Consider the following 14,269-nt stretch of genomic DNA (forward strand, 5'->3'; position numbering starts at 1 on the left):
TTCATTATGATAGATGGGTGGAAAACGTGTGTTTTGGGGGATATTATTGAAATTATAGGAGGTGGTACACCAAAAACTAATATTTCAGAATATTGGAATGGTAATATTCCTTGGTTATCAGTAAAAGATTTTAATAATGATGATCGGTATGTTTATTCAACTGAAAAATACATAACACAAGCTGGATTAAATAATAGTTCTACAAAGTTATTGCATCCTGATGACATCATAATATCTGCTCGTGGAACAGTTGGTGAATTGGCAATGATACCATTTCATATGGCGTTTAATCAATCTTGTTATGGCATACGTGGTGATAAAGAAATTGTTACACAAACATATCTGTATTATATTTTGAAATATAATACAGATGTTTTAAAAAAGAATACTCATGGGTCGGTATTTGATACTATTACACGTGAAACATTTTATAATATAGAGTTGGAATTACCAGCATTGGAAGAACAGAAAAAAATTGCTTCAATTCTCTCGGCTCTCGATGACAAAATCGAACTCAACAAGAAAATAAATAAAACTTTGGAGGAAATGGCGAAGGCGATTTTTAAATCTTGGTTTGTGGATTTTGAACCTTGGGGCGGTAAGATGCCAGGGGATTGGAAAATTGTAAGATTTAATGATGTTGCTGAATTTGTAAGTGGATATTCTTATAAAAGTAAAGAATTACAATCATCTGATATTGCTATGGCGACGATTAAGAATTTTGAACGTGAAGGAGGATTTAAGGTAGATGGATTTAAAGAGATTGTAATCACTGGTAAGATTAAGGAGTCTCAGTATACTAAACAGTATGATATTCTTGTTGCACATACAGATTTAACACAAAATGCTGAAGTTATTGGTAATGCCGAAATGATTTTAAGCTCATTAGGATATGAGCAAATTATATTTTCATGTGATATTGTTAAAGTTTTACCGCGTTTAAAGAATATGACTACATTTATTCTTATTGCTTATCTTAAAAGTTTAAATTTTAAGAAGCATGCTTTTATTCTTATTGCTTATCTTAAAAGTTTAAATTTTAAGAAGCATGCTTTTGGATATATAAATGGAACAACTGTATTGCATTTAGGTAAGAAAGCTTTACCAGATTATGAAATTTTATTACCGACTGATGAAATATTAGAATGTTTTAATTGTATATTAGAGCCATTGTATCGTCAAATGTCAAATAATATTAATGAAAACATTCATCTCTCTTCACTCCGTGATACATTACTTCCAAAATTAATGTCTGGAGAGATCAGAGTTAAATAGAGAAATATTTAAGTACATAAAATTTTTGATACAAGGAGGTTAATATATGTCATACACAGAAGCGAATTATGAAAATGCTTTGATTGAAGTTTTCAGAGATACTCTTTCTTATAATTATTTATACGGTCCAGACATAAGCCGTGATTATTCAGATGCTATTTATATGGATGAGCTTACACCATCTCTTAAGAGAATAAACAAAGACATCCCACAATCTGCAATTAATGAATGCATAAATAAACTAAGAAACATTGAAGGTGGAACCTTACTTGATAAAAATAGAATATTTATGAATTATCTACAAAATGGAGTGAGCGTCAACTGTTTTAATAACGGAAATTAGGAAAGCTATTTAGTTAAGCTTGCCGATTATAACTGCCTAGAGAAAAATACCTTCACAATAGTTAATCAGTGGACAATTGTTGAAAATAGTGAGAAGAGACCAGACCTTATTTTATTTTTAAATGGTATTCCTATTGTGGTATTTGAGCTTAAGTCTCCAAGTCGTGAAGAGACAAGCGTGTCAGAAGCATATAATCAGCTCAGAAATTATATGTACGAGATACCTTCTCTTTTTAATTACAATGCTTTTTTAGTTATGAGTGATCTTGCAGTATCAAAGGCTGGAACTATAACGAGTAGTGAAGATAGATTCATGGAGTGGAAAACTAAGGATGGAAGCTATGAAAATACCTCTTATGCTCAGTTTGATACTTTTATTGAAGGAATGTTTGATAAAGCTCGCCTACTTGATATCATCAAAAATTTTATATGCTTTTCTGAAAATTCAAAAATACTTTCAGCCTATCATCAATATTTCGCTGTTAGAAAAGCTATTAAATCGACGCTTAATGCTTTAGAGAGCGATGGAAAAGCTGGAGTATTTTGGCATACACAGGGGAGTGGTAAATCCCTATCTATGCTATTTTATGCTCATCTTCTTTGTGAAACCATAAATTCTCCAACTATACTTGTACTTACAGATAGAAATGATTTAGATGATCAACTCTTCTCTCAGTTTTCTAAATGTAAAGATTTTCTTTATCAAGTTCCAAATAAGGCAGAAAGCCGTGAGCATTTGAAAAAACTTCTTGCTGGAAGAGAGGCAAATGGAATCATTTTTTCAACAATTCAAAAGTTTGAGGAAAGTACAGAGCCTCTATCAGAGAGAAAAAATATTATAATCATGGCAGATGAGGCCCATAGGGGACAGTATGGATTAGATGAGAAAGTTGATAAAAATACAGGGCGTATAAGTTTTGGTATAGCTAGAATAATACGAGATAATTTCCCTAACGCAACATATATAGGTTTCACAGGAACTCCGATTTCATTAAAGGATAGATCTACAATTGAGGTGTTTGGAAATTATATTGATATATATGATATGACTCAAGCTGTAGAAGATGGAGCAACTCTCCCAGTTTATTATGAAAGCCGTGTAATTAAATTGAATTTGGATAACTCTATATTGGAGATGATAGATAAAGAGTATGAAATTTTATCTAATAACGCTGAGATTCATGCAATTGAGAAGAGTAAAAAAGAACTTGGAAGATTAGAGAGTATACTTGGAGCAGATCAAACTATAGACTCTTTAACTAGAGATATCGTAATGCACTATGAAGAAAACAGACAGTATGAATTAACAGGTAAAGCAATGATAGTTGCATATTCTCGCCCTATTGCTATGAAAATTTATCATAAAATTTTAGAATTAAAGCCTGAATGGGAAGAAAAAGTATATGTTGTTATGACTTCAGGAAATAACGATCCAGAAGATTGGAGAAAAATAATAGGAAATAAACGTTATAAGGATGAACTAGCCCAAAAATTTAAGGATAATGGATCTTCATTTAAAATAGCAATTGTTGTTGATATGTGGCTTACTGGATTTGATGTTCCATCTCTTGCAACTATGTATATATATAAACCTATGAGTGGTCATAATTTAATGCAGGCTATAGCTAGAGTTAATAGAGTTTATAAAAATAAAGAGGGCGGACTTATAGTTGATTATATTGGAATTGCAGGAGCTTTGAAAAAGGCGATGAGCGATTACACAAAGAGAGATAAGGCAAATTATGGGGAGAGTGATATCTCAAAAATTGCTTATCCAAAGTTTATAGAAAAACTTGAGGTATGTCGTGCTCTTTTGCATGGGTTTGATTATTCCTCATTTATGCTTAAATCATTAACAGATCTTACGCGTGCAAAACTTATAAGTGGAGGCGTTAACTTTCTATCAGATCCATCAAGAAAGGAGGATAAAAAATTCTATATAAAAGAGTCGCTTCTCTTGCGTCAATCTGTTTCACTTTGTCGCTCTATTTTAACTAAGGATCAAAGACTTGAATCTGCATATTTTGAAGCACTTCGTACACTACTTACACGCATAACAGGAGAAAATAAACCTCTTTCTTTAAAAGATATAAATAAGCATATTAATGACTTATTAAAAGAGAGTATAAAAAGTGATGGTATTATAAATTTATTTTCTGATATTGATATTGGGGTTTCTATATTTGATGAAAAATTTTTAGAAGAAGTTTCAAATATGAAAGAGAAGAATTTGGCAGTTGAAATGTTAAAGAAACTTTTAAATGAACAGATTTCAGTATATAAAAGGAATAATATTGTTAAATCACAAAAATTTTCGGAAATGTTAAATAAGGCTATGAGGTTATATATAAATGGAATGATCACAAATGAAGAGATAATAGAAGAGCTATTAAAGATGGCACGAGATATATCACGCTCCTCAGAAGAGGCAGAATCACTTGGACTTAGTGATGAGGAGATGGCATTTTATGATGCACTAACTCGACCAGAGGCTATAAAAGATTTTTACACAAATCAAGAACTTGTAGCACTCACTCGTATGCTTACAGACAGCTTAAGAAGAAGTAGAACTATAGATTGGCAGAAAAAGGATACTGCGAGAGCAAAAATGCGTAGAATGGTTAGAAAACTTTTAAAAGACTATGATTATCCACCAAAAGGTTTAGAGGATGCCGTGGCAACAGTATTATCTCAATGCGAAATTTGGGCAGATTTTGGAGAAGAAAGTTATAGAGTTTAAAAAATGCATCTCAAAATTTATTGAGATGCATTTTTATTTTAAAAAAATTACTCCAAGTATTCCTGATAGCAAAATTATTTTTAGAGGTGATAGTTTAAATTTTAAATTAAATAGGAGCAAGATCAAAAATAATATTAGATTTATTTTATCTATTCCTGATGATGAAAAAAGTGATTTACTTGCAATATTTATAACGGAATAAATTAAGAGTGAAAGTATTACAGGTCTTATATTTTTTAGAGTGCTTTCAAGATAAATGTTATTTTTAAATTTGTTTATGAATTTTGATACAAGGATAATTATTATAAAAGATGGAAGAACTACTCCAAGCGTTGAGAATATAGCACCTATTATTCTAGAATTTCTGAAACCAATGAATGTACTTATATTAATTGCGAAAGGTCCCGGGGTTGATTCTGATATTGCGATGAATTCTAGGAGTTCATTGTTAGTTGCCCAAGAATATTTAAGTATGTATTCTTTAATTAGAGGTATCATTGCATACCCACCACCGAATGTAAAGAGACCAATTTTAAAGAATACAGAAAGAAGCATAAAATTTATTCCCATTTAAATCTTCCCTCTAAATCTAATTATTAAAATGTTTATAATGATAGATATAATTAAAATTGTAATTGAACTTATAGGAGTAAAGAAACATAACAAAAGTACAAGTACCATTATTGGATAATAGTATTTAGTTTTTTTAGATTTTTTGTTCATCTTTAATACTGTAAATGCGAGCATAACTATAACTCCTATTTTTATACCGCTAAGAAAACCAGATATTATTTTAATTTCTTTAAAGTAATCTAAGAAAAATGATATCAAGAGTATTATTATAAAGGATGGAAGAACTATGCCAAGAGTTGATACAGTTGCACCAATAAAACCACAAAGTTTGTAACCAATAAATGTCGCACAATTTATAGATACAGGTCCTGGTGTGCATTCAGAAATTGAAAATATATCAAGCAGCTCATCTTGAGTTATAAATTTGTTTTTCTCAGTTATTTCTTTTTCGATAAATGGTAACATTGAATATCCACCGCCAAAGGTTAGTAGCCCAATCTTAAAAAAAGTAGTAAAAAGAGTATATAAAGTTTTGCGCTTCAAGTTATCCCTCCATTAATTTTGTTTTATAAATATAAAATTCTTATCTTCACAAAAGTTTTTTATATTGTAGTAGATTAGAATCTCTTCTAAATTATTTTCCTTAAGATAGTTAATTATATTTTTTGTGTAAAACCTTAAATCTAATACGTGTATTTCCTCAAAGTGATTTACTAAAAAAGGTATAAAAGAGTTAGCATAAGAGTCTTTTATTATACACAATTTTTTATTGTTATGAATAGATGTAGTTATTTTAATTAAGGGATGATTGTTATCAAGAAATATATTATAGTGATCTCTAGCGTTATTTAAATATGAAAAGTTATAAAGAGAAGTTGACTTTTTAGTAACATAGTCAACTGTTAAATCATTTTTTTGTTTACTTCGGAAAATGTATACTTCGTCTGGAGTAATGCCAATTAGGTTAACTTTAGAGAATAATGATCCAAGAAATGTATTAGACACCCTTTTAATTAAAAAATTATCTTTGTTAAGTGGGGTAATGATATTTTCTTCGCAAAATTTTAAATAGGAGTAATAAGCTCCGAGAGTTGTGTAATGATGATCTGTTTTATAGTAGATATATTCATTTTTATGTAAGTTAAATATCTCAATTGGATTTATAAATTTAATATTATTATTTAATGCATTTTCTATGTATTTTAACAGTTTAACCTGATCTACATTTACTGAATATGGAGGAAGATAATCTTTTAATATTTCTGTAGAAGTTGGTATTATCATTAAACTAATTTTATAGTTTGTAGATAAATCATTTATTAAGTTTAAGTTATTATTAATTATATTTAAATTGATATCTTTGAAAGTTTCTATTAAGTAATTATTTTTTGCGATGTAAATGTTATTTATATCTCTTCGACCTATTAAAAATTCAAATGATGACTTTAAAGTTATGAAGTTATTTCTAAAAGGAAAATGGTCTTCAAGGTAAGAAGAAAATTCATCATTAAATTTTCCAGATGTAAGTGATTCCATAGAGAATTCTGGAAATTTTGATAAATATCTATTTTCTATAAATGAAAAATCCTTATCTTTAAATAAAATGTGTAAAACAGGAAAAATAAAAATTATTATTAAAAATATAATGCTAAGTAAATAGTTCCTTTTAATTTATACCACTTCCTTTTATTAAAATCTGAAGTATAGAAATGGGTTGAATGATGAATTAACTATAAATGATATACTTATTAAAAACATTATAATTAAAAATATTTTTGCTAGGATAGGGGATATTTTTGATTTAATATTTTTTATTATAGGAGTCGAAAATATGATTGATATAATAAAATAAATGATGAAATTTGTAAAATAATATAAAAATGTCATATCTATAAAATTGTCTATAGAAATCATTTTAAATATAAATCCTTTTAGATAATTAAAATCTTCAAATACAAAAATACACCATCCAAATAACACTATAATTATTAAATAAATTCTAGATAATATTTTGCTATTTTCGAGAAATTTAAGTAAAAATATCTTTTCAATAAGTATAAATATAAAAAAGTAAATTCCCCAGAGTATAAAGTTAAAATTAGCACCATGCCATAGACCTGTGAACATCCAAACAATAAATAAATTAAAATATTTATGTCGTCTATTCCCTCCTAGAGGTATATACAAATAGTCTTTAAACCATGATCCTAAAGAGATATGCCATCTTCTCCAAAATTCAGTTACACTTCTTGACATATAGGGGTAGTTAAAATTTTCGTTAAATTTAAACCCAAACATGTATCCAAGTCCTATTGCCATATCTGAATATCCACTGAAATCAAAATAAATTTGAAAGAAGTATGAAAATATACACATCCATGCTGTGAGAGTTGACATATTAGATAGAGGTAATTCTGTTAGTGTACTAAATAGGTATCCCATATTATTTGCAATGATTACTTTTTTGCAAATTCCTTCCATAAATCTAGTTACCCCATTATCAAACAATTTAATATTCTCTCGAGATTTATTATTTATATCTTTTTCAATACTTTTGTAAGTAACAATTGGTCCTGCGATGAGTTGAGGAAATAATGATATATATGCTCCAAATGATATGAAATTTTTTTGCACGTCTATTTTATTTAAGAAGATATCTACTGTATATGAAAGAGTTTGAAAGGTGTAGAATGATATACCTATTGGTAGAGGAAGAGGAGAATAATTTATATTTAAATTAAATACTACATTTAAAGATTTAATAATAAGTGACGAATATTTAAAGAAACATAGCATAGATAAATTAACTACAATAGATAGTGTAAGGAATGCGATTTTTAAATATTTAAAGTTTTTGTATTTATCTATCAATAATCCTATTGTGTAATCTAAGATGGTTGAGAAGATCATGAGGAAAATATACAAAGGTTCTCCAAAGGCATAGAACAAAAGACTTGCTAAGAAAAGTACAGCAAGCCTAATTGATTTTGGAGATATATAATAAATAAATAATGTAATTGGTAGGAAAAAAAATATAAATATTAAACTAGAGAATACCATTAAACATCCAATCCCTTTATTATTGTTCAAATAATTTCAATATATCATCACTATTTTTTGAGAAACAAAATAGTATATGATCTTCTATACTTAAAAGAAGAACATTATTTTCAATTTTAAATTCATTATTAGTATGTTCATTAATCGAACTTAAAATACTAGATATTCTCAAATTAAGTTTATTCATTAAAGATTGATCTGATAAGTTTTTAGGTTTAAATATAAAAATTTCAAAATAGTTTGAACTTAATTCTTTAGAATGTATGAGTTTATAATCTTCTATTTCAGTTATGTCAATACCATAATTTAATGAAATGAAAGAATTATTAGCGTATGTGTATGGTTGTAAGGTAATGTTTTCTAATATTTCATCTAGTATAAGTTTCGAAGTACTCTGAGGTTGTCCTTGTATAGGTTCATAGTCATTGGTATTTTTAGCCGAATTATATAAAGCCTTTTCATAAATTGCGTTTATTTCTTCTTCTCTAGTTAGAAATTTATTATTGTTTGTATTATTATTTTCATTTTCTTGGGGTGTATCTTCAAAAGATGGTGGAGGAATATTAGGAATGACTTCATCTTCTTTGTCTGTTTCATCTTGATAATTATTATCTAGATAGTTTAAAAAATCATTTAATAAGTTTGTATATTCAGTCTCTAAGTTTGAGTAGTTATTCTCAAGTGAATTTATATATTTTTCATATTCATTAGTTAAATATGTCTCGTTTTCTGATAAATAATTCATATATTCATTTGATATATCTTCAGCAATTTTTTCAACTTCACTAAGTGTAAAAAGTTCTTCTAAAATTTCTTTATTTTCAGGTGATTTATCTAAAGGTATATTTTCTATAATAGGATATGATGATAGTCCTATTGTGTAATCATATAATCCAAGGGAAGGAGTTTCCTCATTATTTAAGTTTATTACATTTTCATTTGTATCTATGGTTCTTGTTGATATTTGCAAATTATCTTCTGTATTTTCTGTGACTTTATTTTCAGATATAGTGTTTCCATTACAAGATGTTAAACCAAATAGTGTTAATGATGATACAATTATAGCTGATTTTTTATTTATAATCATAGTTAAATCTCCTTATAATTTTAAGGAGAATAATAATTCTCCTTAAATTATTTTAAAAAATATTATTTAGATTGTTTTCAAATGTTTTTATATCCTTGTGTAGTGCAAATATAATGTAGTTACCAATAGTATTTATGTATGGATTCGTTATTAAATCATATTCTGATTGTTTAACAGTTCTAAAATCATTTTCTAATATTTCAATTCTTCTTTGTATGCCTAATATAACCTCATTTGCGTTTGTTTTATCTTTTAAATGGAATATAGATATCTCAACACCAGATGTATTTTCCTGAGAAACGTTTGATATATAGTCTATCAAAATGCTTGGATCCAAAGCGTACAAATCTAAAATTTCATCTTCATTTAAACTTTTAAATTTTGGTAGATCTAATCCTTTAGTGGCCATATCGAAGATTTCATTAGAGGAAATATTAAGGTCATTTGTATACTCATCACTAACATTTAAATAATCAGTATTACAAGATGTTAAACACAAAAATATAAATAGGAGTGAAATAAATTTAAGTAATTTCATAATTGTATGCTCCTAATAAGATTTACCAAACAAAACCATAGTATCAGTAGGTTTATTACAGCAAATACATTTATCATATAATTTTGTTTGATCAAACGGTATACATCTTGATGTTATAGATACTTCATTTTTTATTTTTGTTTCACATTCCTCATTGTCACATAGCATAACTTTAGTAAATCCAGATTTAGATTTATAAATGTTTTTTAAATCTTCTATTGTCTTAGCTACGTATGTTTTTTGTTCTCTAATTTTAAGAGCTTTTTCAAATAATTTTTCATGAACTTTATCTAGATATTCTTTTATAATTTCATTTAAATTTGAGTTTAAAGGTATCATAACTTTTTCACCAGTATCACGTCTATATAAAGTTATTGAGTTTTTTTCAAAATCTCTCGAACCAAGCTCTAGCCTTAGGGGAATTCCCTTCATATCATATTGATTGAATTTCCATCCTGCAGATTTATTTGATTTATCTATTAAACATCTGAAATGTTTTTTGAGATGATCATATATTTCATAAGCTTTATTTATGATTTTGTCATCTTTAATGTTAATAGGAACAATTATAACTTGTATGGGAGCAATTCTTGGAGGAAGACAAAGTCCCTTATTATCACCATGAACCATAATTATAGATCCTATTAATCTTGAGGATACTCCCCATGAAGTTTGATGTACATATTTTTGTTCTCCATTTTTATCTGTAAAGGTAATGTTAAATGCTTTAGCAAATATATCAGAAAAATAGTGAGTTGTGCCACTTTGAAGCGCTTTTCCATCATGCATCATACTTTCGATTGTGTAAGTTTGTTTTGCACCAGCGAATTTTTCAATATTTGTTTTTTTACCCTTAATAACTGGAATTGCCAATATGTTTTTACATAATTCCTCATATATATCGAGCATTTTTAATACTTCTCTCATAGCATCATCTTCATTTTCGTGTGCTGTGTGTCCTTCTTGCCATAAAAATTCCGTTGTCCGTAAAAATGGTCTTGTTGATTTTTCCCATCGAACAACAGAGCACCATTGATTATAAAGTTTTGGTAAATCTTTATAAGATTCAATAATGTTTGAGTAGTGTTCACAAAATAAAGTTTCTGATGTTGGTCTAACACACATTCTTTCATTTAACTTTTCATTTCCGCCATGGGTTACCCAAGCAGCTTCAGGAGCGAATCCTTCGACATGATCACTCTCTTTTTTTAGTAAAGATTCAGGTATGAACATGGGCATATAAATATTCTCATGTCCTGTTTTTTTAAATTTTTTATCTAGATAGCTTTGTATATTTTCCCAAATTTTAAATCCATAAGGTCTGATTATCATACAGCCTTTTATGCTTGAATACTCAGCTAGCTCTGCTTTTTTAATTATGTCTGTATACCACTTAGAAAAATCTACATCCATAGATGTAATTTCCCTAACCATTTTTTTCTCATTACTCATTATGTAGACACCCTATCCTTATTGAAAAAATTTCATTTATATAAATTATAACATTAATACATATTTTATGGAATATTTATAATTGTGTAATAATAAGTGTGTGGAGAATTATGAGCGAAGTTGAAATAATAATAGGATTTAATGGGAGTGGAAAAACATTATTTTTGAATTCATATATAAGAATGAAAAATATAAAAAATAATGAAAAGATACTTGTTTTATGCTTTGATAGGGGTAATACGAGTATTAATTATGTTATAAATGATAATATTAAGATTAAATTTGTGGATTATAATTTTCAAATTGATGATAATAAATTGTTGTATTTGATAGAGATACATAAACCTCATTTTATATTCATTGAAGGAGATTATATATTGATAAAGTATATAGATAATGTTCTTAGTAGCAAGTTATTAAAAGATAAGATATTTATTACCTCAAGAATAAATATTATAAATTCAAAGCATATCAATCTTGTATTAAAAAATAGAGTATGTAAGATCTATAGTAATATAGTTATAATCAATAATTTTGATGATATTGAATTATATAACAATGATTTATTTATGATTAAAGCTATAAATAGAAATGCATTTGTATTTTGTGTTAATCATTATGGAGAGTTGTATGAAAAATTTAAGAATTATAAACTTATTAGGAATGATTTTTATGAAAATATATTTAAATGTATTAAGTATTTAATATAAAACATATTTTATATTTGACAATGGTTATAAAATTTAATACAATAACATACGAAATATTATATATGTTTGCTCTCATAGTTTAATGGATAGAATAGCTCCCTCCTAAGGAGTAGATACAGGTTCGATTCCTGTTGAGAGTGCCAAAGAGTGCCATTTGATATGGCACTCTTTTATTTAATTATTATATTTATTAACAAATAGAGATTATAATTTTATGTAATATAGAATTAATTCAAAATTAAAATTATTTAGGAGTGGTTATTTTTGGAATCTAGTGGTTGGCTTGTAGTATTTTTAGTATTTCTAATTTTACTTTCAGGTTTTTTTTCAGCAGCTGAAACAGCACTTATGTCTATTAATAAAATTAGGATTAAACAATTTATAGATGATGGAATAAGAGGGGCTAAAGAAATTCAAGAATTAGTAGAGGATCCTAGTAAAATTTTAAGCACAATACTGATTTGTAATAATATAGTTAATATATTGGCATCTTCAATTTCAACTATCATATTTATGAATTTATTTGGTAAGTTTGGTATAGGATTTGCAACGTTTATGTCTACATTAGTTTTAACAATTGTAATATTGATTTTTGGAGAGATTACACCTAAAACTATCGCTGTGTTAAAAGCTGAAAAATTAGCATTAGTATTATATAGACCATTAAAAATAGTGCTTTTATTACTAAAACCAATTGTTTTTATATTTTCGAAGATATCTAAAATAATAATGCTTATTTTTGGAATTAAAGAGGGAGAAGGTCAAGTTAATATAACAGAAGAAGATATTAAAAGTATGGTTAACTTCAGTCAGGAGGAGGGTGTTTTAGAAGTAGAGGATAAGAGACTCATATATAATGTGTTTGAGTTCGGAGATTTAAAAGCGAAAGATATCATGATACCAAGAGTTGACATGGTCACGCTTTCTATAGACTCAAGTTACGAGGAAATTGTATCTATATTTAAGACTGAACGATTTTCAAGAGTTCCTGTGTTTAAGGATAACATAGATAATATTATCGGTTTAATTAATATAAAAGATTTGTTTTTTATAGAAAAGGATAAGGATTTTAAAATAGATAAGTATATAAGAAGCATATATTCAAGTTATGAATATAAGAAAATACGTGATTTATTTAATGAAATGAAGAAGAACAGGAATCATATGAGTGTTATAATAGATGAATATGGTGGCACTATTGGACTTGTAACTATTGAAGATTTGATAGAGGAAATAGTTGGAGATATAGAAGATGAGTATGATGAAATAATAGATAAGGAAATTCAAGTTTTAAATGACAGGGAGTATTTAATAGTTGGCACGCTTAAACTTGATACACTTGAGGATATGTTAGGCATAACAATAGAATCAGAATTTGAAACAATCGGAGGGTATATAATTGAAAAATTAGGAAAATTTCCAGAAGCTGGAGAGGTTGTTGATATTAATAATATATCATTTATTATTGAGAATATAGGAAAAAATCGTATAAAGAGATTGAGGGTTAGGATTAATAGTTAAAGCTATAATTTGCATTATAGCTTTGTTCGTTTTTTAATAAAGAATTTATTTATAAGAAATTCAGATGTAGTATCATTTAACCATGTAATATTCAAATTTGGAAGATGATTATAATAATTTTTAGAAAAAAATCCATTAAAGGGATTAGAAGACCCTATAAATATGTTTTTAATTCTACTTTCAATTATAGCACCTGTACACATAGTACAAGGTTCTAAAGATATAAACATAGAACAATTATCAAGATATAGTGAATTTAAAATTTTACATGAATTTATTATTGATAGAATTTCTGCATGGTTTATTGGAATATTCGTTGAGTATTTAGTATTATAAGATCTGCTAATTATTGTATTATTTTTTACAATTAAACATCCTACTGGTATTTCATCAAGTTTATAAGCTTTGTAGGCTTCTCTTATCATTTCTTTAGTGAAGTATTTTATATCCATAATATACACCTTATTTAATAATTTTTAATATAATTTTATTGCAATATAAAATTTTATACTATATAATTTTATATTGTATGGAGAGATGCTCGAGTGGTTTAAGAGGCATGCCTGGAACGCATGTATAGGAGAAATTCTATCGAGGGTTCGAATCCCTCTCTTTCCGCCAATTGTTGTGCTAGATGGGGAACTAGCGGTGCCCTGTATCTGCAATCCGCTACAGCAGAGTTGAAGGCTCTCTTCGGTTATGTACGTAAGGGTTTGAGTTAAGTCGGATTCGTTGAGAATTAAACTCTATGCATTAAGAGATCTATAAACTCCGCCAGGATCGGAAGATAGCAACGGTAAGTAGATGTTTTTAAGTGATGTAGAATAATTTAATTTGAGTTGATGACTTATCTATCACTTTGGGTATATTTATCAACGGGAGAAGCACAACATGTTAATAAATAGAGCATATTACTTATTTTAAAGCATCCTATTAATTTAGTAGGATGCTTTAAAATAAAAGGATGATTT

At 27.5% G+C, this 14,269-nt stretch carries 11 protein-coding genes, 2 tRNA genes, 1 other RNA gene and 1 pseudogene; 7 read left to right on the plus strand and 8 right to left on the minus strand.

What is annotated here, in order from left to right; translation table 11 throughout:
* Window positions 1-6: 6 nt before the first annotated feature.
* Both SFBMNL_RS08120 and SFBMNL_RS00130 read left to right on the plus strand, forming a co-directional pair.
* Window positions 7-1,275: a restriction endonuclease subunit S gene (locus SFBMNL_RS08120; protein WP_042293908.1), complete on the plus strand. Its 1,269-nt coding sequence runs from the start codon at window positions 7-9 to the stop codon at window positions 1,273-1,275.
* Between the two features lie 46 nt (window positions 1,276-1,321).
* Window positions 1,322-4,357 (plus strand): annotated as a pseudogene (locus SFBMNL_RS00130) (type I restriction endonuclease subunit R).
* A gap of 33 nt (window positions 4,358-4,390) precedes the next feature.
* Here SFBMNL_RS00130 and SFBMNL_RS08125 read toward each other — a convergent pair.
* From SFBMNL_RS08125 to proS, 7 genes are all read right to left on the minus strand, one after another.
* Complete coding sequence (locus tag SFBMNL_RS08125) at window positions 4,391-4,927, minus strand: chromate transporter (RefSeq protein ID WP_005804986.1); 537 nt, start codon at window positions 4,925-4,927, stop codon at window positions 4,391-4,393.
* Window positions 4,928-5,395 carry a chromate transporter gene (locus SFBMNL_RS00145; protein ID WP_242838762.1) on the minus strand — a complete coding sequence of 156 codons (468 nt, stop codon included), beginning with the start codon at window positions 5,393-5,395 and terminating at the stop codon, window positions 4,928-4,930.
* A 90-nt stretch (window positions 5,396-5,485) separates the two neighbouring features.
* Window positions 5,486-6,466: a DHHW family protein gene (locus tag SFBMNL_RS00150; RefSeq protein ID WP_005804984.1), complete on the minus strand. Its 981-nt coding sequence runs from the start codon at window positions 6,464-6,466 to the stop codon at window positions 5,486-5,488.
* A 153-nt stretch (window positions 6,467-6,619) separates the two neighbouring features.
* Window positions 6,620-7,990, minus strand: a complete 1,371-nt coding sequence (locus SFBMNL_RS00155; RefSeq protein ID WP_007440367.1) for an MBOAT family O-acyltransferase — start codon at window positions 7,988-7,990, stop codon at window positions 6,620-6,622.
* Between the two features lie 19 nt (window positions 7,991-8,009).
* Window positions 8,010-9,077 carry a hypothetical protein gene (locus SFBMNL_RS00160; protein ID WP_042293913.1) on the minus strand — a complete coding sequence of 356 codons (1,068 nt, stop codon included), beginning with the start codon at window positions 9,075-9,077 and terminating at the stop codon, window positions 8,010-8,012.
* A gap of 52 nt (window positions 9,078-9,129) precedes the next feature.
* Window positions 9,130-9,615, minus strand: a complete 486-nt coding sequence (locus SFBMNL_RS00165) for a DUF4358 domain-containing protein (RefSeq protein WP_042293915.1) — start codon at window positions 9,613-9,615, stop codon at window positions 9,130-9,132.
* 12 nt (window positions 9,616-9,627) lie between these two features.
* Entirely contained in the window at window positions 9,628-11,067 is a 1,440-nt protein-coding gene (gene proS, locus SFBMNL_RS00170; protein ID WP_005804978.1) for a proline--tRNA ligase, read from the minus strand.
* Between the two features lie 110 nt (window positions 11,068-11,177).
* Here proS and SFBMNL_RS00175 point away from each other — a divergent pair, with 110 nt between their 5' ends.
* From SFBMNL_RS00175 to SFBMNL_RS00185, 3 genes are all read left to right on the plus strand, one after another.
* Window positions 11,178-11,777: a hypothetical protein gene (locus SFBMNL_RS00175; protein ID WP_042293918.1), complete on the plus strand. Its 600-nt coding sequence runs from the start codon at window positions 11,178-11,180 to the stop codon at window positions 11,775-11,777.
* 68 nt (window positions 11,778-11,845) lie between these two features.
* Window positions 11,846-11,920 (plus strand) — tRNA-Arg (locus tag SFBMNL_RS00180).
* 121 nt (window positions 11,921-12,041) lie between these two features.
* The gene (locus SFBMNL_RS00185; RefSeq protein ID WP_005804976.1) at window positions 12,042-13,298 is read left to right on the plus strand and encodes an HlyC/CorC family transporter; all 1,257 of its coding nucleotides are present in this window, start codon (window positions 12,042-12,044) and stop codon (window positions 13,296-13,298) included.
* Between the two features lie 14 nt (window positions 13,299-13,312).
* Here SFBMNL_RS00185 and SFBMNL_RS00190 read toward each other — a convergent pair whose 3' ends face one another.
* Window positions 13,313-13,750 carry a nucleoside deaminase gene (locus tag SFBMNL_RS00190; protein WP_005804975.1) on the minus strand — a complete coding sequence of 146 codons (438 nt, stop codon included), beginning with the start codon at window positions 13,748-13,750 and terminating at the stop codon, window positions 13,313-13,315.
* Between the two features lie 79 nt (window positions 13,751-13,829).
* Between SFBMNL_RS00190 and SFBMNL_RS00195 the strand changes: the two genes are divergently transcribed.
* Together SFBMNL_RS00195 and ffs are read left to right on the plus strand one after the other, a co-directional pair.
* Window positions 13,830-13,919: transfer RNA gene (locus SFBMNL_RS00195), tRNA-Ser, on the plus strand.
* 4 nt (window positions 13,920-13,923) lie between these two features.
* An RNA gene (ffs, locus tag SFBMNL_RS08130) (signal recognition particle sRNA large type) lies at window positions 13,924-14,188 on the plus strand.
* Window positions 14,189-14,269: the final 81 nt, after the last annotated feature.

It is taken from the genome of Candidatus Arthromitus sp. SFB-mouse-NL (assembly GCF_000709435.1).
Classification (GTDB): Bacteria; Bacillota; Clostridia; order Clostridiales; family Clostridiaceae; genus Dwaynesavagella.